Here is a 24471-nt window from a genome sequence, read left to right as displayed (position 1 = left end):
CGTCGCATCAACGATCATCTGACCTCGAGGACGACCGCCTATCATGAAATCTGGCTGGACGAAAGCTGATCGATTCCAGCCGCCAGGACGAGGAACCGATCTACGGCAAACATTATTTGCCGCGTAAATTCAAGACCGCAATCGCGGTGCCGCCCGCCAACGATGTCGATATCTTCGCCAATGACCTCGGCTTCATCGCAATCGCCGAGAACGAGCATCTGGTCGGCTTCAATGTCACGGTCGGCGGCGGCATGAGTCTGACCCACGGCGAGCCGAACACCTACCCGCGCCTAGCCGACGTGATCGGCTACTGTCCCAAGCATAAGACGCTGCAGGTGGCCGAAGAAATTCTCAAGATTCAGCGCGATTTCGGCGATAGAACCAACCGCAAGCATGCGCGGCTGAAATATACCATCGACGACCGCGGCGTCGACTGGTTCAAGTTCGAATTGAATCGTCGCCTGGGCTGGCAACTGGGAGCGCCGAGAAAATACAAGTTCGAGTATTCCGGCGATCGCTACGGCTGGAACAAAGGCGTCAACGACACCTGGGATTACACCGTGTTCATCCAGAACGGCCGTATCGCCGACGACGATGCGCCCCTCATGACCGGGCTGCGCGAGATCGCCAAGGTCCATGACGGCGACTTCCGGATTTCCCCGAACCAGAACCTGATCATCGGCAAGGTCAACGACCACAACAAACCGATCATCGAATCACTGCTGCGCCAGCACCGTTTCATAGAGCCCGGACAGCAAAGCGCGTTACGTTTGAATGCGATGGCCTGCGTCGCCTTTCCGACCTGCAGCCTGGCGATGGCCGAGAGCGAACGTTATCTGCCGACATTTCTCGACAAACTGGAACCGATACTGCGACGGTTTGGCCTGGAGAATGACTCAATCCTGTTGCGGATGACCGGCTGCCCAAACGGCTGCGCCCGCCCCTTTCTCGGTGAAATCGGCCTGGTCGGCAAGGCGCCGGGCAAATACAATCTGTATTTAGGCGCCGGGTTCGAAGGTCAGCGGCTGAACAAGCTGTACCGGGAAAATATCAACGAGGAGCAGATTCTGGCCGAATTGACGCCGCTGCTGCAGCATTATGCCGACAACCGGCAAGCCGGCGAACGTTTCGGCGATTTCGTGATCAGAACCGGCTATATCGAAGCAATGACAGAGGGGCGCGATTTTCAACGTTGAACAACATCCCTTCAAACTTGGGCCCCGTAAAGACCTTTTAGCGGGGCGGGATACATATCCCGCCCCAACATTTAATGCCTCAGTCCTGCAATTAATGATGGTTTTTACTATGAAAATGCATAGAGCGCCTCAGTCCGGACAAAAAATGCCTATGTCGCGGTGTACTGTGTTCTAGACGCCGATAAACGGTCAGTTTCAATGCATCCTCGATAAAAACCCAGACCAGACAATACTTTTACGTATGACAGCACTTGAATGGATAGCTGCCTGACAGTGTTTTTAGCTATAAATGCTTGATTGCAAGACCTGTTTCCATCTTTCCATTACATTAACTGAGAACGGCTAACCCACTTGAGATAGGCATCGTTAATGACAAGGGCGCTCGGCTTCTCTTCTGATGGAACTACTGTTTTTTCTCAGAGGTATCGGAAAGACCGACTTTTCTAGACGGTGGCGGCGGCGTATAGATATTATCTAAATCCTTGTCGATTTTAACGGCAAGACTTTCGACACCTTTTAAGGTTAATTTTTTAGCGCCGCCTTTTGTCTCAGAAATATAATTACCGATTAATTGGCCGTCACTAACCCTGACCAAATGACCCATAATATAAGCGAATAAAAAACTGGGTTTATGCAGTCTGCCCACCAATACATACTCAGCTCCGGCTTTTTTCGCCAGTTCTGCGGCAATGTCGCTGTGGTCAAAAAGATAGCCAAAGCCGGCGTTGGCCTCATGTTGAGCATCCAAATCAACAGAAACGATTTTATAGCCCGCTCTTTTTAATTCACCTTCTAGCATAGCCTTTATGCCCGCCGTTCTTTCAATTTCAGCAGGTATTCGAGGTGCCAGAGTTAAATCCTTTAATTCAAAATCCAATATGGCGATGCTTGTTTCAGCAAATACGCCAACACTGAACAGACATAAAAAAAATACGCCAAACAGGTGACGTAATCCGGCATTGTTTCTAGGGTTCATAATATAAAGTACACTGTATCTCGTTGAAAAATATGTCATCGGTAACACCGTCATTAATTGTTTCATCATATTCGTTTTATAGTCGTTAGAGTAGCGAATCAATGTTAGTTCGTAACCTGATATTTGCCCGTAAAAGCCGGGCAATTTGCCCGGTATTCCTGCGGCCCCTATTCCAGTCCCCGAATTCAGGCTTAAAATGATCTAAAAAATGAATTATTTCCGACGCTGAATCGTCGGCAAAGTATCTCACTGAAGCCTGCGCTTACCATGAATCTAAAATTTCATCTTCTATCTCGTATTGTCCTTATTGCTGTCATTTGCCTGATTGCAACGGCAGCCTATGTGCTTTATCAAGCTGATCAGCAAGGGCCGTAGGCTGGGTTGAACAATGTGAAACCCAGCATTATCATTATTCCCAATCCTGTTCGATTAAGTCCGGCGCAGCCGCCCAATCTTCGCTGTAACCCCCTAATTGAACCCAACGATGAAAGGATGAATACGGCCATTCCTTTACTTTAGGTACAAGCCCATGTTTTACAGGGTTGTAGTGAATATAATCCACATGCCGCTGAAAATCTCTATCATCGCGGATTTGGTGTTCCCAATAACGGCCTTGCCATAGGCCTCGTTCTTTTTTACGCAATCGACTGTCGGATACTCTTTCGCCTTTCTCGATAGATCTGGAAAAATGCGATTTGATCAAACGCCAACGCAGCGGATAATCGTCATCTTCGGGTAATCGCCAAATACAGTGTAAATGTTCAGGTAATATCGCTATGGCTTCAATGGTCAGGGGATGGCGTTGTTTCGTATATCGAAATGCTTGGCGCAAATCGTCGACATGCCGAACCAGCAAGTCATTTTGTCTTCGCTGAGCAAGATTGACGGTAAAGAAATAAACGCCGCCTTTTGCATGGCTACGAATGTAAGTGCGCATAATTTATTCATTCATAAGCTGGGTTTCATTATCATTCAACCCAGCCTACTGCTGCAAACCCAACTTCGGCTTATCGTCAATTTGCCGGCATTAATAAAACTAGAGCGATTGTCGCTTTTGGGTCGATAGCGGCGATCGATATCAACTAAATTTTTTGAGAGGTATGATTAAATTACTTCTAACGCCTAAACATAGCATAGATATGACAAAGGCGCTGAGCGTCAGACAAACACTCAGCGCCCTTTATATATTTGTTGCGGCGCGTAAAGCGCCGCTTTCAAATCATCTATAAGTGATTGGTAATAAGTATAGTTGTATAAGTCATCGTCCATGATAACTATAGGGGTAGGGAAGAGCCGTTTCAGGCTCTCCCCTCCCTCCGAACCGTGCATGCAGTTCTCCCGCACACGGCTCTCCAGTCGATAGTTTCCTCATCGGGATTGGCTCGCTTGCGCATGGGCTTCAATCAGTGTGAATAGTCCCAGGTTTGCGAAGTAGGCATTTGGCCATTGTTGATGGTCTCTGATGTTCCTTCCTGTCCCACTCCCTTTCTTTTGGTACTTGCGCAAGTTACTTCTGAGTCTGCGCCGTACAAAGCCGTCCATTGCTTGTAACTCGCTCTTGTGGACGTGTTTAAAATAGTTAAACCAGCCCCGCAATATCGGATTGAGTCGTTCGATAACGGTTTCAATTCCAACCCCCTGGCTTCGCAGGGTATGCGCTCTTATCTTATCCCGCATAGCCTTTAGGCTTTTCTTGCGGATTAAGCGCAACCCCTTCTTGAAGGTGTAGCCCAGAAAGTCGAATCCGTTCGGGTCGTCTTGTTCGTTGACGATCCTTGTCTTGTCAGGATGCATGCAGTTCCAACTGGTGGTGCGCCATCCACTGATTCACTTCGATCAGAGCTGCGTCGGCTTCCGCTTCGCTGGCTGCCAGGATGACGAAGTCATCCACATAGCGCACCATGCGATACTTGTCACCGATCAGGTGATCCAGTTCATTGAGGTAGATGTTCGGTAATTATTCAGCGTACTTTTATCAGAGGGAGTGGGTTATTGATTTATCGGGCTGTCTGCAACAGGACGTTGCAGTCAGAGCTTACGCCGCACAGGGAAGTGCAAGTGCCGCGTGAAGCAGGATGCTGTTAGCTGCCATGGATGTATTCACGCGTCCCGAGAAATCAATGACCTACTGCCTAAACCCTGAAAGATACTGAATAGTTAGTGCGGCCAATAAAGGACTCAGTACCGCCCCTTGCGGCGTCCCCTGTGTGGCTGTCCAGCTTTCGCATTCAGTCATGATGTCCTGTTTTAAATAGGCTTCCAGCAAGCTGAGCAAGCGCCGGTCTGCGAGTGGCTCGCCGATTTTGCTCATCAGCAGGTCATGACTGATGTGGTCGAAGTAGCCTTTGATATCGGCATCGACAACCCAGGTGTAACCGGCTTTGAGCCATTCATCGACCGCTCTTAAGGCGTCTTTACAACCTCTGCCCGGTCTGAATCCGTGGCTGCTGTCTCTGAAGCAAGGTGCGTTCCGCATAGATTTTGTCCATCAAACTATGCCATTTGCCTCCTTTGACCCGTTGCCCAGTGCCGCCAACATGCGCTCCGTCCATAATCCAGCTTTCACCCCCGGACACTGCTGTAGCGCCGCAGTGTCTGTTTCCTGTCTAGTCTGTTCTGACACTATGGATTCTACCTCTTCGGTTGCTTTGTTATGTTCAGTTTGCATCTATCTTCCTACCCCCCTTGGCTAAAAGCGGTTTTGCTTCCCGCTCGTCTCGAATGGCTACAAGGCGTAAGACAGAGCGGGTTTCACGCTACGCCCAGCTGTCGGGATTTCTGATTCGGCTTTCCCACAAGCTCTACAGGGCTCTGTCTGTATCCGTCTTCACTATTATGAGGGCTCTGACTCCTGCCGGTTGTTCACTACAACCCACAGATCTCCCCGCTTGCTACGTACTACCTTCCTGTCATTCAATCTCTAAACATCCCATGCAGCCAGATCATCGCTTTAATAGCCAAGTCAGCGTGATCCGTGAGTTCCAGGCTTCGCCATGAATCCGAAGGCTCGCCACCACATAGAACCGAAACGAGTTTGCCTTACTACAGACTGACAGTTCATTTCCAGTTACCCCCCACCCCCAGCAATTCCCATATATGGACTCCTCTCCAATTGCAAGCCAAGATTGTTCAAAAATGATGTTTCCAACAGAGATCGAGATTGCCGCCATATATTCGGCCTCTTGATGAAGGTATTTATCGACCTTCGGGCCCTGATGAAGCTATCCGCGCGCTTTTATCTCTATCACTTTGCCGATTTCAAGGAATCTTCGGGAATAACGGATTTTAAAAGCGCCGGTCTGACCTGTTGAATGTCATCACTTTGAGAGTCTTGCCTCCGCAATTTGGTTGAACTCGTTTACTACAGTGTTGTTAGGGTTATCCACGCTTTGTCCACATGCGTAGAGCCCTTCAATCGTGCTCGGAGCTTGTGGGCAAAGGGTGGATAACCCGGTTTTCATCGGCTTAGGCCATTTGTGGCACGTAATCGCCGCCACGCGTTGCCAGCGCCCAAATGATCCGGGCGTTCTTGTTGGCCAAAGCCACGGCCGCTTTGTTGAAGCCTCGCCGTTCAATCAAGCCTTTGAGCCACAGGCTCAAGGGGTCGCTCTTGTCACCGCAGTATTTCAGCACCGCTCTTGCCCCGTGAATCAAGGATGTGCGCAATTGGCGGTTGCCGCGTTTACTGATGCCCAGTAATACCTGCTTATCGCCGCTGCTGTGCTGCCTTGGCACCACGCCCAAGCTGGCCGCGTAATCTCGGCTCGAATCATAACCCTTGCCATCGCCGACGTCAGCCGTGGCCAAAATGGCGGTCAAAAGGACCGATACCCGGTATGTCAAGCAATCGTCGGGCTAAGGCATTGTTTTGGCATACTGCCGTAATTTCCCGGTCCAGAGCCCGGATCGCTTCGTCCAAGGCTTTCAGCGCTTGATACTGCTCGGCAAACAGCTTCCGGCTCAGCGTGCTGAGGTCATTTTCCCCGTCCTCCAGAATACTGGGCAGTTGTTTTCTGAACTGATTCACGCTACGCGGCAGCACGATGCCTCGTTCAGCCAGATAACCGCGCATTTGATTGACCAAGGCCGTGCGTTCGTCCACCTTACCTCGCCGGACACCTTGCAGCATGGCTAAGTCTTGCTGCTCAATGCCTTTGATCGCCACGCTGCGTTTGTTCGGCTGGCAGGCCGCCGTGTAAATCGCCTCGGCGTCGTTGTAATCGTTTTTATTGCCAACCACGAATGCCTTCACGAAGCGAGTATTCAACAGCACTACTTCGTGGCCCAGGGCCTGAAATGCCCGGGCCCAATGATGAGCGCCGCCGCAGGCTTCCATCGCGATCACGCTCACCGGCATCTGAGCCACAAAGGCCAACAGTTCCGACCGTTTCAATTTCTTTTTCTTTGCTTTGCCGTCTTGCATCATGAACATATGAAACACTAGTTTTGCAATATCTAAACCCACTACGTTAAGATTCATCTCGAACTCCTCTTTGTTCTGTTTAAGTTGTTAGTAGGTGTATTGTGACACCGTTAGAGGGTGGAGAGGAGTCCATATCATCACTTTGGCGTTCAAAAAGGGCATGGGGTGTGTTTGGCGAGGATGTCGGCAGCAAGGATGCTGCCGTCAAGCCCCCAGGGATGGGTTTACCCAGCACCTAAATTCCATGGCTACAGGACTTATTTTACATTCCAGGATAATTTAGGTGCTGGGTTTACGGCGCTCCTCGACAGACACACCTCATGCCCTAAACCCTGCAAAAATACTCAAACTGATGACATGGGAATTACTGCCCCACCCCACCTCGCGGTGACGCAGTTACTTTCCATTTCAGAGCTTTTGACTTACTCTGGTAACAGGTAACTGGGATAACCTGCCAAGGAAGGCATACAGCATTTGTCCATTGCTCCTAATCATCTCGCTTATGCCAGTCAGCGATACCATGTTCGCGCCTATTGGTAACTGCTCGCCCCACTTATCGAACGCGGCAGGGAGGATAAGCCTGAAGGGCGCATCCACCAAAGATGCCGACCCGGTGGATGCGCTCCGCTTATCCACCCTACGAATGGGGGAGTAGTTACGCCTATTGTTATGAATGGAACAAATTTATCGATTGAGTGTTGTCCCGAATACTGAGCTGCCCGCCTGCGAAAAAGAAACTCTGTTGTTGGATTTCAATCTGTCTGAATTTGCTGATCTTTCATCCGATACGGCAGGATATAGGCGCTCCGTCAGCATCAGCTCGCGGGCGCCGTCGACTCTGCCCGGCCGGACTACCTGCATATTGCTTGCCCCCCGACGCTCTCTTTGATTTGAGCAGCAACGCCCGGGCGGCCCTGGGGGGGGGGGCTTCGGCGATGTAGTTGAAAATTTCCCGCAAATCCTGTCGATCGGGTTCGGTCCAGACGATTTTCATGCTTGGCTTTTCGCTTTCTCGTCGATCAGTTCTTCCAGCTCACGCATCATGTCGTCATGATCAACCAGTTCGCCACGGTCGGCGGCTACAATGCCCTGAGTGACTTTCTCGATTGGCCAGGCGTGATGTTGCTGGTATTCTTTCAAGGCTTGGTTGACCAGATAATTGCGTGACCTGTCCAGTGATCCGGCCATCTGGTCGAGATTATGAATGACATCGGATTCGGTTCTGACGGTGAATGTTTCGGTAGTCGCCATATTAGAGGTGCGGTTCATCTGTAATCTTAACTGATGACAGCGATATAAACCATGAGTTCTTTACCCGACGTCCGGTAACCCTTCCTTTGCTTTTCCTTGAGCAACTTTTTCGCAGCGGACGCCGCTTCCGGCTCAGTATCAAACCAATCCTTGCGCACCGTTTCGGGGAGCCAATCCTTCCCCCACCCGCGAACCAGCGACCATTCACCAAATAATCCTGGAATGACAAAGATCTGATAAAAGCGGTGCAGATTTTTATCCAGATCGTGTCGTTCCAGGTAAATCTGGTTCATGGTTCGTGGCGTATTAGTTAGGATCACCCTTCGGCGATAGTGATGATGTCACCGTTACATGACGTTGTGTCGCGTTCTCGGTTATCTCATAATCGACGACCACCCGATTATCATTGGGATATAACGTATCTTTGCGTTTAATTAACCCAGTTATAATTTGAATGAGAACAATCGAATCCGGAGGATTCTCAGGATCTGGATTGTTCATGAACTCATTAAATTCATCTTCAAGATTTTTTTGGATTGGCGACAATTTATTCAGTGCATCCAATAACATCTCTTGGCGTTTTTCCTCGGGTTGCAGCGCGATATTCCAGGCCATTGCCGCCGCGGCCATCAGGTTTTCGTATGCATGCAAAGGCAAATCTTCGTGATCGTAAGGTTCGCACAGATTGATCAAGGCTTCGGATAACTTGATCCCGCCACATTTTTCAAGCGCGATAGCTTGTTGTCTTTTTAATTTTTTTCTACGGCTCGCTTTTCCCATCTTCAATACCTCTTGTTTGTTAAATATCCGTCACCAATTTAGACAACTGCTCTGCCCCGCATGCATATGTGATGGGGGAGCTCCCATGAGCCTCTCGTATCAGCTCTTAAATTGGCATTTTCACTCATTTTCTTTCCAGCTGCTTCACTGCTCACGTTCGCATAACTCACTGCAAAATAATCGCCACGTGGGTAAGCGTATAGTATCCACTTAACTAGGCATAAGCCATACTTTCATTACGGGTCTAGCAGTTACGCATTGACAGCCCATGTTCAGCTATGATGCATAAAATAACTACCACCGGAAGGACTGGCCTTGATAAGAGCAATAATCCGCCCCCTCAACCGGCCGTTTTACGCTAGCGATGCATATTGGTTTGTAATTATCTAGCCGACAAATGTTTGCAATTTATATCACATACTTCATCAATGCAATTGCCGTTGCCCGGAACGATAAACGGACATCCGTTCCTTTCGGCTGAGACCCTCCCGCTTTTCCGGCAGGCCGTTGATGAAAAACTTAATGTCACTGGATTTCGCATTTTCGCTGAGTATCGGCACGACATAAGCGGCGTTGCGCACCCTGTCCAACTGCGATTTCGAAAAACTGCGCAGCCAGGAAAGCACGTGTTCGATTTTGCCGTTTTTAACCAGGCCCAATACCGCAAGATCCGCTGCCAGAATTTCGGCCTGTTGGTCTTTCGAAAACCGTTGGATCATCGCGAGCAGGGCCTGGTTCTCGGACGCATCGAGATTATCGAGCAGACCGTATACGACATGGCTGGCGCTCAATACTTTGGCCTGTTGCGATGTTTCGGGGAAGTCCCGTATCATCGCCAGGGTTTTAGCCGTATCGCCATATTTGGCCATGCCGAATACCGCATATGGGACTCGACAAATCGATAAACGCGGTTGCGCTTCGGGAAGATTCAGAATCAGCTTCCTGACGGCATCGGCCTTGCCGTTCTTCGTCAAAATAAAAACCACTTCCGGCGCGCCAAGGACGGCGAGCTGCCGTTCCTGCGTGGATAACTGCAAAATCATCGACCAAACCGCATCGATTTTGCCGACCTGCGCCAAATCGAACACGACGTCAGGTTTACACAAAGCTTCGACCAGACACTCTTGCCAGTCAGCAGGGCCGTCGGCCAAGGCGCTCAAAAACGCGACGGCGCGCTCGTCATCATTCAGGAAACGGGACAAGGCTTTAGGATCGTTCAACAGGTCTCGAAACCGGGCAACGGTTTCGTACGTCAGGGCAAGGTCGTCGGATAGTTTGAAAATCTTATCATCATGACTCATTACGCTACCTCTTTTTCAATCGATGACAATCCGCCGGACGGATTTTGAAAAGGATTATGAACAATATGACTTTGTCGAACGCTCATGGTTCTAAGCGCTATTCAACCACAGGCGTTTGAGTCGAGATCTGGTAAAAAATATATTTGTGATAAATAGTCAATATTAAGACGGGAGGATACCAGGGCTACCTCATTAAAAGTACGTTGAATAATTACGCCTAAAGTAAATTAAACGTTCGGGGCGGGTTGAATAACCCGCCCCGCGTGCATTGAATGCTTTTAGCCGATCCGCTGCGCGTTATCCATCTCATGAATGTGGGTGTGCTGACGATAGGAAGCGCACCGGCTTTTGATGCGCTTCACGCTGTTCAACATCCGAAGGCAAGACGGCGCTTTGCGTAGGAGCGCCGCCCTCGGCGCGAAAAGAGCCATTCGGCCCGAGGGCGGGCCTCCTACGGGCAGACTTTGGCGGAGCCGCGGCGTAAGTAAATTAAACGTTCGGGGCGGGTTAAATAACCCGCCCCGCCCAGAGAGATGACGCGATATTAACCAATGTGCTGGTTCAGGTATTTTTTAATGAGGGAGCCCTGGGGAGGATACCCATACGCATCAAGCTAAGCGCAACTCCCCGGAGCTAAATTGCTATCGCAGCCCGCTTCCGGGGAGTCAGAGAAACTGTCCAAGTACCCTACTTGTTGGGCAATCAATTGCCGAGTTGTACGCCGCTTTCGCTTGGATTTAAACAGCCTTCCGAGGCTGGCCAACAGCTTACTGATCAGCGTGTCGAACTGCCGAGCGACAAAGGCTTTCAAAAACCGCTCGTGACGCAACAGCCATTGGATGGCTTTGTCGAAAGAGAGTTCACGGCCTTCGTCTTCTGCTTGCCGTGCGGCCAGTGCCAACAGCTTCTGCACGACCAGAATGACGATCAGACGCCCATAGAGGAGACAACGGATTCGTTCCGGGCGCGTGCCTTTCAAGAGATCGATGCGGAACAGCGATTTCCAGTGTTTAAACGTCAATTCGACTTGCCAACGCAAGCGATATAGGGTGCCTAATGCTTCCTTGGGCCAGAAGTCTGCGGGGACGTTAGTCATGAAAACGCTATACTTAAGAAACTTCAAGTAGGACAAGCGTACTCGGCGCCCTTTGCGTTTGGCCGTTTTGATCGCGGCTTTTTGTCGCTTCCGATAGACCTCGCGCGGTAACCGGTAAATCACTAACCGGATGGGTAACCGCTGCCGCTCACCGATAAACAGTGAAAACTCCATCGTTTGCCCACCACCGCCGAAGCGGTTGATATGCTGGATCAGCTTGATCGGCGCGGGGGCGTCGGCGGTCTCATAGAGATTGACGGTATAGCTGAGCCGACTTAAGAAATAAGCACCGATCTGCATGAGCTGAGCAAAGGCGTCCAAACTGAAATAGCCCAAATCCCGAATGATCAAATCCGCCTTCCGCACCCGGGCGAGCAAATCGCCGGCAAATCCCTGATCGCTATCGGCGCCCTGACGAATCGCGATATGCTCAGCTTGTTCGTTTTTGACGTCATAGCTGAAATCGATTTTAACGCTGGCCGTGCTAGCATTACCACCGCTGCCTTTAAACGCTTCGGTCAACGCTTCGTTAACCTCGATTTGGCTACTGTCTTGCAGTAAAACCCGTGGAAACGGGGCTAGCCATGCCGCTTCCTGTGTCGTCAAAGGCGATCCGCCGGCCTCGCATAAAGCCTTGGTAAGCGCCGATTCCATAAACCGTACCGCGCCATCGCTGTTCACGCGATCACACAAGGCTTGTGGCGTCAGCTTCACGCCGCTCCGCTCTTCCAGGCTGTCGCACAAACCTTCATAGCTAATCGCCGGCTCGCTGAGAGTATCGACCGTCAGCAGATTTAAAAAAATCGCTGCCGGTCAAGCGACTCGTACAGCGTTGGATCAATCCGCTAGACTTGGCCAAGGTTTCGCAGGTTTCGGCGCCAAACCACTTCTCTAAATGTTGGCCAAGTCGGTGTGTGAGCGTTTCAATCGGGGCGGCTTCCATGTCTGTTTGTCCATTGAGAAATACGTTGATCCGTAAACTATACAAGGCGAAGCGGATTTTGGAAACCTCGCCGGATTTTTTCTCAGGCAAATTGCAAAGACGTGGTTTTTTAGCTTGATGCGTATGGGAGGATACCCCGTCCGGCATTGCTACGTCAGGAATCGGCAAACCCAACCTTGCTGTAACCGAGCAAGGTGCCGGTGGCGTAGGCCAGATCGACCAGCGCGACCTGATAATTGGCGATCGCATTGACCTCGCGCACTTGGGCCTCGCCCAACTTGGTCAGCATTTCCAACACTTCGGTCATCGTGCGTAGACCTTGCCGAAACTGTTTCAGCTCCGCTTGGTAATTCAGGCCGGCCAGGATCACATTCTGCCGGGTCACGACGATGCGTTGCCAGTTCTGATCGACCAAATCCAGCGCATCGAAAATCTCTCGCCGTATGTTCAACTCGCGCAGCCGTTTCGTCGCCAATCGCTGAGCACGCTGCTGCACGGCGCGCTGCAATCGCGATTCGCGCAAGGCATTGCTCAACGGCAATTCGAATTTCAGTCCGACCGACCAGTCCTGAAAGTCTCCGCTAACCGCATCCCCATAGGCGTCGCCGAAGGCGTTGTCGCGGCCCAGCGCGCCGTATTGGTAATCGAGCATGAACAGCGGCAGGGTCTGATTGCGCAGATAATCGATCTTGCTGCTGTCGGCGGCCAGCTTCAATTCCAATTCCAACAATTCCAATCGTCCATCCATAGCCTGTTGCGCCAGCTGCTCCCGATCGAAGCTGAATCCGAGCAGTTGCGGCGACGTCTGCGGCGCCAGCCAATGTTCGGAATCCAGCCCCAAACCCTTATCATTCAACAATAGTTTCAACTTGCGCTGGCTGATTTTCAGCTTGGTTTGGGCGACAACCAGCTTTTCCATCCGCTCGGCGACGCCGATTTCGGCCCGGTTCAGCTCCACCGCCGCGGTCAGTCCCTCGTCGACCCGGCGTCTGACCATGTCCAAGTTGTCGGCGGCATTCTGGTATTGCTGCCGACGCACGTCCAATTCGCCCCAGGCGGCGTAAACAGCCCAATAGGCGCGATCGATCGCCGCCAACACGCGAATGCTTTGCAGACGCAGACCGACATCGGCGGCGCGTTGCCGATAAGCGGCGATACGGATGCCAGCGACATTGTTGGCTATGCCGACACCGCGCAACAACGGTTGGCTGATGCTGAAACGCAAGGCGCTACGATATTCATCGGAAGTGACGCCTTTACGCGTCCGTTTGTGCGCCAGCGGCGAAGCCAACGTCACTTTGCCGCCGGTCAACAGCGGCACGCTGATGCCTGCCTCCATATTGAAGGTATCGGTGATCTGCGGCAACGCACTAAGCTTGACCTCCTCATTGTACAATGGCGATGTCTTATCCTGGGTGCTGAACTTGACCATATCGCCGTCATACAGCGGCGTGTCCTTGCGTCCATATTTGGCGTTGACGAAAATCAGCTGGTCGAACTTGGCCTCTTCCTCGCTGACCCGGGTCGCGGCGATTTCCGGCTCCAGCAATGCAATCTGCAGGTCGAGATTGTTTTCCAGCGCCATTTGCCGCGCTTCGGCAATCGTCAACGGCCAAAATCCGTCATTCGCTTGTTTATCGCTTTGTTGCTTCTCCTTGTCGATACGGTTTCCTTGAATGCCGTTCTGACCAGGCAACAGCGGCGGCAACGACAAATCCAAACGCGTGCCTTTCGACACTGACTCGGACAGCGTTTGCGGCTTAGTCTGCGACCATTGCTTCAATGAAACTCCTTCCTCTTGTTGCAACCTCTGTTCCACTCGCGAGTCGATGCCCGGTTCCAGCTCCGCAACATCAAGGGGCCGGCAACCGCCGAGGAATGCCATCACCAACAATGCCGGCAGGATTCGCTCGATAGTGCTCATGTTTTGACTCGCATTGCTTAAATCCATTCAATGCCCCGCATTATTGCAAACGCTTACGGGCGATATCGGACAACGGCGATTCCGGCGTCAACATCGGCGGAAAGCCGTTCAATTGCCGCCAAATCTCGTAACCGAGCGTCACCTGATTGAGTAGCACCCAACCACGAACCCTAACGCCCTGCCGCAAGAAACGGCTGGAAGGCCAGTTGCGGTCTTGTTCATCGGGCACCACCATGACCCTGAATTTCCCGTTGCCGTTGTCGGTCGAATCGACGAACGCGACCTGACCGCCGAAGGTGCCGACCGCAACCTCGGGCCAGCCGACGAACTGCACCGCAGGCCAGCCCTCGAATTGCAGCCGCACATGATGTCCGGGCAGCGTCAACGGCGCATCATTGCCGTCCAACCACAACTCTACCGCGTATTGATCGGTGGATGGAATCAAGATAGCCAACGGATCGCCCTGCTTCAGCACCTGCGCCTCCGGATTGCTCAACAAACGCAAGATCGTGCCGTCGCGCGGCGCCTCGATCACCTGGGATTGTTGTCTGGCCAATGCCACCTCGAACTTGACCAGACTCGCCCGACTTTCCTCCAATTCGCTCAAGGTTTTGTTCAGGTAAGCGTTGACGCCGCTGATCTTGGCCTCGGCATCGGCGCGTATGCGTTCGATATCGGCCAGAGCCGCCTGTTCCGAAGCTCTGGCCGCCTGCAACGAAGCCTGCGTGCTGTTGCGGCTGCGCAGAGCGACGTTCAGATCGCGCTCGGCCAATTCGAATTCACGCCGAGAAACCAGGCCGTCGCTCAACAAATTTTGCAGACGTTCCCGTTGCAGACGCGCAGCATCCAAGGTCGCCCGCGTCGCCGCCAGCGTTTCAACTGCAGAACGCACCTTCTGTCGGGCGACATCAAGCTTGTATTGAGCGGTCGCAACTTTAATGTCCCGCACCGCAATCAAATTTTCCCTTTGCAAGCGATAGGCCTGCAGCTCCTGCTCTTTCGCCGCAACCTTCGCGCTAGCGGCCGCTTGTTGTTGTTGCAAACGATCCTTGAAAAGCGGATCGAAGTCACGGATCTCGACCAGCTTGTCGCCCTGCCTGACCCGATCGCCTTCCTTGACGTGCCATTGAACGATGCGACCGGAAACGGTGGCATCGACGGTTTGCTGACGCTCGACCGGCGCATAGGCGGCCACTCGGCCGATGCCGGTGACGTTTTGTTGCCAGGGCACGAACAACATCACCAACGGGATCACGATAAACAGCCAGGCGAACAGCCGGGCCAGACGCGAAACCATGCGCGGAGTCTGAGCCGCACTCATCGCGGTCAACGAATTCTGGGTGCGCAACCGCCTCATCGCCTTGCTCCTGTTGGCCATTCGATCAGCCGTTGACATCGCCGGGCAACTTCGCGAAAGCGTGTCAACATCAATAAGGAACAGTTTCTCTCCGGCTTGAACAAGACCTGATAAATCTGTTCACGCGAGGCCTCATCGAGATCGTCCAGGATGCCGTCGACGACCAGCAACACAGGTCGACCGACCAAGGCCCGGGCGATCAACAGTCGGCTCAACTGGGAAGAGGCCAGCGGTGAGCCGCCGGCGGTGATTTCGGTCTGCAGGCCCTCGGGCAAGCGCATCAGCTCCCGCAACAGCCCTAGTTCGTCCAATACCTCACGGATCTGGGCGTTATCGATCTCAGCCCGCCCCAGACGGATATTTTCGATGATGCTGTCTTCGATGACTTCGCGGCGATTGACGATGGCCACTTGCCGGCGTAACGACTGCAGGCTCAGGTCGGACAAATCGACGCCGTTCAGTTCGATCCGTCCTCCTTTCGGTAAACGCAAGCCCCCCAGCAAATCGGCCAGCGTAGTCTTGCCGCCGCCGGAGGGACACAATATTGCCAGGTTCTGTCCTGCCGGCAAAATAAAGCTGAGTCCGTCGATCAGCGCATGCTTGCTATGATAGGAGAAGACCAGATCGGTCACCTTCAGTTCGACGGCCGTATCGTTATCGATTTTTTCGCCGCCGCTGCGTTCCAGCGGCAGGTCGAGTAAATGGCCGAGCTTGTCCACTCCGGCCATCAAATCATAAACCCCCTCCAGTTGCTTGCCGAATTTGGCGAACGATGCCAGCACGCCGGAAACGATCAACTCGGCGGCGACCAATTGCCCCAATGTCAGTTGTCCTTCGATGACCAGCAAGCCGCCGATCGCCAGCAGGCTGGTTCCGGCAACCGCATGCAGCGTGACCGCACCGATCGTTTGCCGCAGCACCACGCGGTAATGACGCTTGCGATTGGCCAGATAGGCATGCGCTAACTCATCGCTGCGCTGATAAGCGAACTCGGGACCGCCTGCGGATTTGAAGGTCAGCATGTTGCGAGCCACCGTTTCCAGCCAGGCGGCCAGTGCATATTTGGCCTTCGATTCCTCGATCGCGGTAGTCACGGCCTTGCGGCCCAAGACAAACAGGATGAAGGCAATCAAACCCGTCAGTACGATATCGAAAACCAACAATAAGGGATGATAGGCCGCCAGCACCAGCAAGCCCACGACGGCCTGTAACACCGTCGACAGCCCCGACAACAACAGCGTCGCACCGGCCTTCTGTATCGTCACGACGTCGAAAAAACGGTTCACCAGTTCCGCGCCATTATGCCGATCGTAAACTTCACTATCGACGCGCGGCAAACGTTGGGCCAGGTCGGCCGAGACACCGATGAAAATGCGCCGTTGAATTAATTCGACCAGATAGGTCTGCAACACGTAAATAACGCCGCCGAAGGCCAGAAACACGAACAGGATGAAGGCCAGCACAGTCAACGGTTGCAGCATGCCGCCGAGAGCCACGGTATTGACCAGCGCCTGCACCGCGATCGGCGTCGCCAGATAAAGCAGCCCGGTGCCCAGCGAAAACAGCAGCACCAGCAACAAATCGTGACGTTCGCCGCGCAACAATCCGAACAGACGGTGCAGCGGCGGCAGCGCATCCTCATGATCATGACTCTTGGCCGCCGCCAACGGCTCGGCCGGCTCCAACAAGAACCAGCGGCGGGCGGCGCCTTGATAAGGCTTCAGCAAATGGGCGATTTCCTTGACGCGATAGAATTGAGCGTCTATCCGGCTACCCTCGATCAATACGGCTTCGATGCGTCCCCGGCTGAAGCCGGATAATATCAACCATTGTTCAGGTCCCAGTTCGGTCAACAGCGGCATGGCGCGCCCACATACCGCCAGCGCATCGTCCAAAGTCAGCACCGCCTCGGTCACGCGCATCCCGAATTGCTCGGCGGCTGTCTTTAGCGCGACAGCGCTGTCGTCATCATCAATCAGCAATCGACTGAGGTCGGCTTGCTCGACGCCGATCTCCAGTTCATCCTGCAGATAATGAAAAACCGTTCTGAGACTTGTGTTCATGGATGATCCGTTTCGAATTATGTGATCGCACGCTAACCTGTATTTCTCATCCCCGCGGCAATCGCATTAATCGTGCGTAATAACGGCTGCAACCAAGGACTTTCCTGGGTATTATCACCGTCCGCCCGCAGCTTGCGCAACAAGGCGACCTGAATATAATTCAACGGCCCCAGATAGGCATTGCGACGATGCAATGAAGACGCCAACGACGGATTTTCGGCCAGCAACCTATCCTTTTCGGCGACTTGCAACACCCAATCCAGGCAGCGGTGATATTCCTTCGCGATCAAGCCATGGACACGCTGGCCGGTATCGTCATCGACGCACAGGCCGGCATATTGCTTGGCGATGCTCATATCCGATTTACTCAATGCCATCTGCGCGTTACTCAGCAGATTGCGAAAGAAAGGCCAATCACGGTACATCGCCCGCAGTTTCTCTAAACGCTCGGGTTTACCGGCGCACCAGGTCGACAGGCTCCAGCCGATGCCGTACCAAGCCGGAAAAGTTTGCCGAGATTGCGCCCAGGCGAACACCCAAGCGATTGCCCGCACCGAGTTTTTCGAACGATCCTGTTTTTTCCGATGCGACGGCCGTGAACCGATGTTGAGCTGGCCGATTTCGCCGACCGGCGTCGCCTCGTAGAAATAATCGAGAAACCCGGGCGTGCGTTCGGTCAATTCGCGATAACTTTGTTCACCGAGCTGCGCCAGCTCATCCATGATCGCCAAATTATCCGGACAATCGGTCTGGGCCGGCTGCACCAGACTGACGCTGGCCTTCAACAGGCCGGTGACGCCCATCGTCAACTCGTAAATCGCCGTTTCCATGTTGTTGTAACGGTAAAACAGCACTTCGCCCTGTTCGGTGAACTTGATTTGCCCACGCACGGTATCGGGCGGCTGGGCCAAAATCGCCTCATGGGTCGGGCCGCCGCCGCGCCGACGGTGCCGCCGCGGCCGTGGAACAAGCGACATTTGATGCCGCGCTGCTCGGCCAGATCGATAACTCTACGTTGCGCTTGGAACAGGCTCCAGGCCGAAGCCAGAATGCCGCCGTCCTTACAGGAATCGGAATAACCCAGCATGATTTCCTGGCGGCCGGCCGACGCCTTCAGCAGTTCCTGATAGGTCGGGGTATCGAACAAACGGGTCAATACCCCCTCGATGCGCTTCAGATCGTCCACCGTTTCGAACAACGGACTGACCTCGATATGACAATGCCAGTGGCCTCCGATACGACCGACCAGCCCGCTTTGAGCCGCCAGCAACATCACTTCCATAATATGGCTGGCCGTATGGGTCATCGAAATCACGTACTTGCCGAAACACTCCGGACCGATTTCACGCTTCATACTGGCCATGATGTCGAACAGCTCTAGCGTCTCCTGAGTCGCTGTCGACAACGAGGAACGATCGAACATCAAACCACCCGGGGTCGCCAACGCCTCGCTCAATAGATCCAGGCGTTGGTCCTCATCGAGAACGGAATAATCCATTCCCAGCGAAGCCGATAAAATCTCGGCGATCGCCTCGCTATGGCGGGTCGATTCCTGACGCACATCGAGCTGCATCAAATGAAAACCGAAGGTTTCGGTCAAACGGATTAAATCGCTCAATTCCAGATCCGCTATTTCGCCATCGCCATGCGCCCGCAACGAGGCATCGATCAGCTTCAGGTCGCGCAGAAACTCTGCTGCGCTGGAATAGGCATGGCTATCGCTCAGCTCGGGTTCGTCATTCAGGCGTCTGGACACCGTCATCAGGCTGCGCTCCATGCGGAATTTCATCAATACCAGTTTATGCCGATAAGGTTCCTGGGTATAACGGCTTTCCAACTGGGTCACCGACGGTCCCAACATGGCCCGGTCGTCCGCTAGACTGTCGACAAACTCGTCGGTCAACTGACAAAAGCCGTGAGAATGGGACAAATGTCCAATCAGTTCATCCAGACGGCGCACATATTCCTGCATCACCGTTTCAGCCTGTCGACGCAATGCCAATACCGTGATTTCCGGCGTCACATTGGGATTGCCGTCACGGTCGCCGCCAATCCAGGAACCGAAGCTTAAAAAGCTGGGTACGCGGATTTCGCGCGCCGCCTCTTCACCGTAGACATCGGCCAACGATTGCTGGAATTTTCGATAGACCTGCGCCGTGGCCTGAAACAGCGACAGCGAAAAATAGAATAAGCCGGCATCAATCTCGTCGGCGACGCTCAGTTTGCGCGAGCGCACTTCGTCGGTTTTCCACAGCAGTTGGATATAGCTTTGCAATCTGCTCAGCATCTGCTTGCGCTCATTGCCTTGTAAGCGCTGACCGCTCAGCGCCTCTTGGGCTTGAAAGATATTACGCAACACGCCTTTGACGGTGCGTCGCTTGGCCTCGGTCGGGTGAGCCGTCATCACCGGCATATACAACAGTTCGTCAAGCAAATCTTGCAGCTTATCGACAGTGACTCCGGATTCCTTCAGTGTAATCAAGGTATCGTGAAAAGACCCGGGCCAATAGTGCCCTGCCTGTTGCTTGTTACGAGTTTTCAGGTTGTAGGATTCCTCGGCGATATTGAGCAAGCTAAAATAGTGGCTGAACACCCTGGCCACTTCATTCATTGCCTTGGCATCTAAATTTTCCACGGCCGACAACATTTGACGACGATGCGACTCGCTGCTTTCATCACGCAGCAGGCCAGCAAACTGCTTCTGTAATTGCTCGACCGCCTTATACACCTCCGGTTGAGCCTGGGTTTTCAAAACTTTGGTCAATAACGCCCCCAACACCCGGGACGAATGACTCACTTTGTTATCATCGAAAGAAATATCCACGGCCACTCCTCTAGTCAAAATTAATTCATGCGGTCGACAGCCCTCAGCCTAAAAAATCATCTTTTTATTGACCGCACTGTCTACCAGCCTCTTGCCAGCAATTCTCAGTTTGAGCATTTTGCTGTGTTTAGGGCATTAGGTGCTGGGGGCTTGACGGCAGCATCCTTGCTGCCGACATCCACGCCAAACACACCCCATGCCCTTTTTGAACGCCAAAGTGGGAATTGTTGCCTCTTGCTGCAATAGATTAAAGACAGAGACATTTATTGTAAAATAGAATATATTGAATATTTACATAGTATTTTTCTATATTATAAGGCAATCAATCTGTTGCCGGTTGTTTACCTGATGAGTCTTGACGCCTGCTTCTAACTGCCAGGGAGGGCGGGAATGCCGGCAATCGTCGGGAGCGATTGCGGTAAACTGCCAGGGAGGGTGGGAATGCCAGCAATCGTCGGGAGCGATTGCGGTAAACTGCCAGGGAGGGCGGGAATGCCGGCAATCGTCGGGAGCGATTGCGGTAAACTGCCAGGGAGGGTGGGAATGCCAGCAATCGTCGGGAGCGATTGCGGTAAACCGCCAGGGACGGGGGGAATGCAGATTTTGCAGGAGCAAAAATCTGCCTTGTCGCATACACTTCTTACGCAAGCAACTGATAGCAAGGGAAATATTTTCTCAATACCAAGCTAAATAGTTATAGCATTTTATAAAATATATGAAACGCATCAATTATCAGCATCTGTTTTATTTCTGGAACGTCGTTCGTGAGGAAGGCGTCACTCGCGCCAGTGAAAAACTACACCTGGCGCAACCGACAATCAGCGCCCAACTGGCCGTATTCGAACAAGCGGTCGGCGATAAACTCTTCTACAAAAACGGTCGCAAACTGATGTTGACGGAAACCGGCCGCATCGTGTTTCACTATGCCGACGAAATATTCTCCTTGGGTCGAGAACTCAGCAATACCCTGGCGGGACGACCCAGCGGTCAAGCCCTGCGACTGACCGTTGGCGTGGCCGACGCGTTACCGAAAATGTTGGTTTATCGACTGATCGAACCGGCATTGCAATTGCCGGAATCGGTCCAACTGCATTGTTACGAAGACAAGGCAGACCGCCTGTTAACGGAAATTTCGCTACTGGGCATCGACCTGGTCCTATCGGATGCGCCCCTGACCCCGACCAGCGACAGCAAGGCTTTCAACCATCTATTAGGCGGCTGCCCGGTGACCGTATTCGGAACCGCTAACTTGGCCGACATTTACCGCCCAGGCTTTCCTCGCTCCCTGAACGGAGCGCCGTTTTTACTTCCTACCGGCAACACCGCGTTACGACGCTCGCTGGATCAATGGTTCGATGCCGAAGGCATCAGCCCTCAAATCCAGGCGGAAATAGAGGATAGCGCATTGATCAAGACCTTTGGCAGCGGCGGCGCGGGCTTGTTTGTCGCCCCGAGCACGGTCGCAGTTGAACTTGAACGTCAATACAATGTACAAAGCCTGGGGCGTATCGAGACCGTTGAAGAAAAATTTTACGCCATCACCGCGCAAAGAAAACTTAAGCATCCGGCGGTAACAGCAATATTGGAAAATGCGCGGGAACAGTTGTTCGAATAGAGGCATAAAAAAAGGCCGCCCTCTCGGTGCGACCTTTCTTTACAACCGCCGCGTAAAAATAGCTTACGGGTAAATCACCTTAGGCTGGAAATAGGCGGCCGGGTATTTTGGATCGAATTCCACTTTTCTCTTTCTGGGCTTGGCCGTTTTTTCGGATTCCCTGATTGCTTCTTTATCGGCATAAATCACTTTTGGCTGAAAATAAGCCGCTGGATATTCGCTATCATCGTTTTTGGCCGATGCGGTCATTGAACTCAACGAAAGACCGGCAACCGCCAATCCCAAAATAATCATTTTTTTCATAAAACTTGAAACCTCCAGTAGTTGTAATGCAAGCCGCGTAGATATGAGCGCATAAGTATTCATTATTTTTAATGACTTGGCAACCGGCGTACCACAGCAGATAAAACAATTGCACATCTCACGCATCCATCCTGATTTCTGTCCCACACCCTCTAAGAACGTGAATAGGATGCAATGCCGCGTCCGTCGAGGCTTTCATTATAGTCAATACAAAAAAGGGCGCAGCAAGTGCGCCCTGTCTTCAGACCGTTAAATCTTATGGTAAATGTCGGCCCCTTCTTTCAGAAATTGCTGGGACTTTTCATCCATGCCTTGTTTTAATGCCTGTTCTTCATCGATGCCTTTTGCCGCGGCGTAATCACGCACATCCTGGCTGATTTTCATCGAACAGAAATGAGGGCCGCACATGGAACAGAAATGCGCGATTTTGGCCGATTCCTTAGGCAAGGTTTCGTCATGAAAGGAACGAGCCTTTTCCGGATCCAATGAAATATTGAATTGATCCTCCCAGCGGAATTCGAAACGCGCCTTGGACATGGCATTATCCCGTGCTTGCGCAGCGGGATGACCTTTCGCCAAGTCGGCGGCGTGAGCGGCGACCTTATAGGTGACGATACCTTCACGCACGTCCTGCTTGTTAGGCAAGCCCAGATGTTCTTTTTGCGTCACATAACACAACATCGCACAGCCATACCAACCGATGTTGGCGGCTCCGATCGCCGAGGTAATATGGTCATAACCGGGCGCGATATCGGTGGTCAGCGGCCCCAAGGTATAGAAAGGCGCCTCATGACAGTCTTCCAACTGCTTGTCCATATTGATTTTAACCATATGCAATGGCACATGCCCCGGCCCCTCGATCATCGTTTGCACATCGTGCTTCCAGGCGATCTTGGTTAACTCGCCCAAGGTTTCCAGTTCACCGAATTGCGCTTCGTCGTTGGCATCGTAAATCGATCCCGGACGCAGTCCATCGCCTAACGAGAAGGACACGTCATAGGCCTTCATGATTTCGCAGATTTCTTCGAAATGAGTGTACAGGAAACTTTCGGTATGATGCGCCAGACACCATTTCGCCATGATGGAGCCACCGCGTGAAACAATTCCGGTCATACGTTTCGCGGTCAGCGGCACATGCTGCAGACGCACACCGGCATGAATGGTGAAATAATCGACGCCTTGCTCGGCCTGTTCGATCAGGGTATCGCGATATATCTCCCAAGTCAGCTCTTCGGCCTTGCCGTCGACTTTTTCCAGCGCTTGATAAATCGGCACTGTGCCAATGGGCACCGGTGAATTACGCAGAATCCACTCGCGCGTTTCATGAATATTTTTACCGGTGGACAAATCCATGATCGTGTCGGCGCCCCAGCGAATCCCCCAGAGCATTTTTTCCACTTCTTCTTCGATCGAGGACGTGACTGCCGAATTACCCAGGTTGCCGTTGATTTTGACCAGGAAGTTACGGCCGATAATCATCGGCTCCAGCTCCGGATGGTTGATGTTAGCCGGAATAATGGCGCGGCCCCTCGCCACTTCATCACGCACAAATTCAGGGGTGATGACGTCAGGAATGGAGGCGCCGAATGCCTGGCCGGGATGCCGACCCTTCAAATGTTCGCGCATCTCTTCCATGTTCTGGTTTTCGCGGATGGCGATATATTCCATTTCCGGGGTAATGATGCCTTTGCGGGCATAATGCATCTGACTGACGTTGGCGCCGGCAACGGCTCTTCTAGGCTTATGGATATGGTCGAAGCGAAAATGTGCGGTATCGGGATCTTCCAGTCTTTCGCGGCCAAACTTTGAAGTCGGCCCCGCCAACTCCTCGGTATCGTTTCGTTCCGCGATCCATTGATCGCGAACCGGTCCCAAACCTTGATGCAGATTGATTGCTACGTTGGGGTCGGTGTAGACGCCGGAAGTATCATAGACATACAACGGCGGGTTTTCTTCCGCGCCGAAATGCGCCGGCGTATCGGACAGGGTGATCTTGCGCATCGGCACTCGGATGTCAGGACGACTGCCCTGCACATAGATTTTTTCGGATGCGGGATAGGAATCTATTCTTACACTACTGCCGCCATCGGCAGCAATCTCATTACGGACAGCGCTCATGCTTATCTCCAAATTCAATAAATCTCAAGCGCAGGGAAGTGTGGGCTTTCCTACGCCGGTATTAGCCGGGTCAGGTTCAAAGGGTTTATCTCAGCCCATTTCGACAGCTGTCGACAACAAGCACCCCTAGCTTTACGGATAGTAGGTTAAATTAAAGGATAATGACTAGAATTGCAAGTCTGGAAATCGCCCAATAACAGACAATTTTCTTATAAAACAAGAGGTTTTATTAAATAATACTTTTCCCTATCGCCCCCCTGCAGCGACGCCATCTCACCAAATGGCATCACAGAACTGTCAA

At 52.5% G+C, this 24471-nt stretch carries 20 protein-coding genes, 1 pseudogene and 1 riboswitch; of the genes and pseudogenes, 2 read left to right on the top strand and 19 right to left on the bottom strand.

Features of this window, described 5'->3' with window-relative positions:
* Nucleotides 1-50: 50 nt before the first annotated feature.
* Nucleotides 51-1196, top strand: a complete 1146-nt coding sequence (locus tag Q9L42_RS07555) for an NADPH-dependent assimilatory sulfite reductase hemoprotein subunit (protein ID WP_432648894.1) — start codon at nt 51-53, stop codon at nt 1194-1196.
* A 403-nt stretch (nt 1197-1599) separates the two neighbouring features.
* Here the strand turns inward: Q9L42_RS07555 and Q9L42_RS07550 are convergent, their stop codons facing one another.
* From Q9L42_RS07550 to ppc, 17 genes and pseudogenes are all read right to left on the bottom strand, one after another.
* Nucleotides 1600-2172, bottom strand: a complete 573-nt coding sequence (locus Q9L42_RS07550; protein WP_432648893.1) for a DUF2380 domain-containing protein — start codon at nt 2170-2172, stop codon at nt 1600-1602.
* A 409-nt stretch (nt 2173-2581) separates the two neighbouring features.
* Nucleotides 2582-3109, bottom strand: a complete 528-nt coding sequence (locus Q9L42_RS07545; protein ID WP_305909050.1) for an REP-associated tyrosine transposase — start codon at nt 3107-3109, stop codon at nt 2582-2584.
* A gap of 431 nt (nt 3110-3540) precedes the next feature.
* Nucleotides 3541-3966 (bottom strand): group II intron maturase-specific domain-containing protein, encoded by a 426-nt coding sequence (locus tag Q9L42_RS07540; RefSeq protein ID WP_305909051.1) that lies wholly within the window; start codon nt 3964-3966, stop codon nt 3541-3543.
* Nucleotides 3956-4075 (bottom strand): hypothetical protein, encoded by a 120-nt coding sequence (locus tag Q9L42_RS07535; protein ID WP_349432497.1) that lies wholly within the window; start codon nt 4073-4075, stop codon nt 3956-3958. Before Q9L42_RS07535 ends, Q9L42_RS07540 begins: the two co-directional genes overlap by 11 nt.
* Before the next feature lie 222 nt (nt 4076-4297).
* The gene (locus Q9L42_RS07530; RefSeq protein WP_305909053.1) at nt 4298-4648 is read right to left on the bottom strand and encodes a reverse transcriptase domain-containing protein; all 351 of its coding nucleotides are present in this window, start codon (nt 4646-4648) and stop codon (nt 4298-4300) included.
* A gap of 989 nt (nt 4649-5637) precedes the next feature.
* Nucleotides 5638-5991, bottom strand: a complete 354-nt coding sequence (locus tag Q9L42_RS07525; RefSeq protein ID WP_349431397.1) for a transposase — start codon at nt 5989-5991, stop codon at nt 5638-5640.
* Nucleotides 5966-6652 carry an IS110 family transposase gene (locus tag Q9L42_RS07520; protein ID WP_349432495.1) on the bottom strand — a complete coding sequence of 229 codons (687 nt, stop codon included), beginning with the start codon at nt 6650-6652 and terminating at the stop codon, nt 5966-5968. Before Q9L42_RS07520 ends, Q9L42_RS07525 begins: the two co-directional genes overlap by 26 nt.
* A 933-nt stretch (nt 6653-7585) precedes the next feature.
* Nucleotides 7586-7864 (bottom strand): CopG family ribbon-helix-helix protein, encoded by a 279-nt coding sequence (locus tag Q9L42_RS07515; RefSeq protein WP_349432494.1) that lies wholly within the window; start codon nt 7862-7864, stop codon nt 7586-7588.
* 8 nt (nt 7865-7872) lie between these two features.
* Nucleotides 7873-8139 (bottom strand): WGR domain-containing protein, encoded by a 267-nt coding sequence (locus tag Q9L42_RS07510; protein ID WP_305909055.1) that lies wholly within the window; start codon nt 8137-8139, stop codon nt 7873-7875.
* 13 nt (nt 8140-8152) lie between these two features.
* A complete protein-coding gene (locus Q9L42_RS07505) occupies nt 8153-8626 on the bottom strand; it encodes a hypothetical protein (RefSeq protein ID WP_305909056.1) in 474 nt (157 codons plus the stop codon).
* A gap of 425 nt (nt 8627-9051) precedes the next feature.
* A complete protein-coding gene (locus tag Q9L42_RS07500) occupies nt 9052-9927 on the bottom strand; it encodes a hypothetical protein (protein ID WP_305909057.1) in 876 nt (291 codons plus the stop codon).
* A 613-nt stretch (nt 9928-10540) separates the two neighbouring features.
* Nucleotides 10541-11767 (bottom strand): IS4 family transposase, encoded by a 1227-nt coding sequence (locus Q9L42_RS07495; protein ID WP_349432493.1) that lies wholly within the window; start codon nt 11765-11767, stop codon nt 10541-10543.
* Between the two features lie 10 nt (nt 11768-11777).
* The gene (locus tag Q9L42_RS07490) at nt 11778-12056 is read right to left on the bottom strand and encodes a hypothetical protein (protein WP_349432491.1); all 279 of its coding nucleotides are present in this window, start codon (nt 12054-12056) and stop codon (nt 11778-11780) included.
* Between the two features lie 64 nt (nt 12057-12120).
* The gene (locus Q9L42_RS07485; RefSeq protein WP_349432489.1) at nt 12121-13890 is read right to left on the bottom strand and encodes a TolC family protein; all 1770 of its coding nucleotides are present in this window, start codon (nt 13888-13890) and stop codon (nt 12121-12123) included.
* Nucleotides 13891-13930: 40 nt separating this feature from the next.
* The gene (locus Q9L42_RS07480) at nt 13931-15247 is read right to left on the bottom strand and encodes an HlyD family secretion protein (protein WP_305909061.1); all 1317 of its coding nucleotides are present in this window, start codon (nt 15245-15247) and stop codon (nt 13931-13933) included.
* Nucleotides 15244-17310 carry a peptidase domain-containing ABC transporter gene (locus Q9L42_RS07475; RefSeq protein WP_305909062.1) on the bottom strand — a complete coding sequence of 689 codons (2067 nt, stop codon included), beginning with the start codon at nt 17308-17310 and terminating at the stop codon, nt 15244-15246. Before Q9L42_RS07475 ends, Q9L42_RS07480 begins: the two co-directional genes overlap by 4 nt.
* A gap of 32 nt (nt 17311-17342) precedes the next feature.
* Nucleotides 17343-20089, bottom strand: a pseudogene (gene ppc / locus Q9L42_RS07470) (phosphoenolpyruvate carboxylase).
* Between the two features lie 760 nt (nt 20090-20849).
* Here ppc and nhaR point away from each other — a divergent pair.
* Nucleotides 20850-21749: a transcriptional activator NhaR gene (nhaR, locus tag Q9L42_RS07465; protein ID WP_305909064.1), complete on the top strand. Its 900-nt coding sequence runs from the start codon at nt 20850-20852 to the stop codon at nt 21747-21749.
* Nucleotides 21750-21812: 63 nt separating this feature from the next.
* Here nhaR and Q9L42_RS07460 read toward each other — a convergent pair whose 3' ends face one another.
* Entirely contained in the window at nt 21813-22115 is a 303-nt protein-coding gene (locus tag Q9L42_RS07460) for a hypothetical protein (RefSeq protein ID WP_349432486.1), read from the bottom strand.
* Between the two features lie 186 nt (nt 22116-22301).
* Nucleotides 22302-24170 (bottom strand): phosphomethylpyrimidine synthase ThiC, encoded by a 1869-nt coding sequence (gene thiC, locus Q9L42_RS07455; RefSeq protein ID WP_305909066.1) that lies wholly within the window; start codon nt 24168-24170, stop codon nt 22302-22304.
* A 30-nt stretch (nt 24171-24200) separates the two neighbouring features.
* A riboswitch (TPP riboswitch) is annotated at nt 24201-24308 on the bottom strand.
* Nucleotides 24309-24471 lie beyond the last annotated feature (163 nt).

Source organism: Methylomarinum sp. Ch1-1 (genome assembly GCF_030717995.2).
Taxonomy (GTDB): domain Bacteria; phylum Pseudomonadota; class Gammaproteobacteria; order Methylococcales; family Methylomonadaceae; genus Methylomarinum; species Methylomarinum roseum.
Note: the sequence above shows the minus strand (reverse complement) of the source record. Positions and strands in the feature narration are given on the sequence as shown.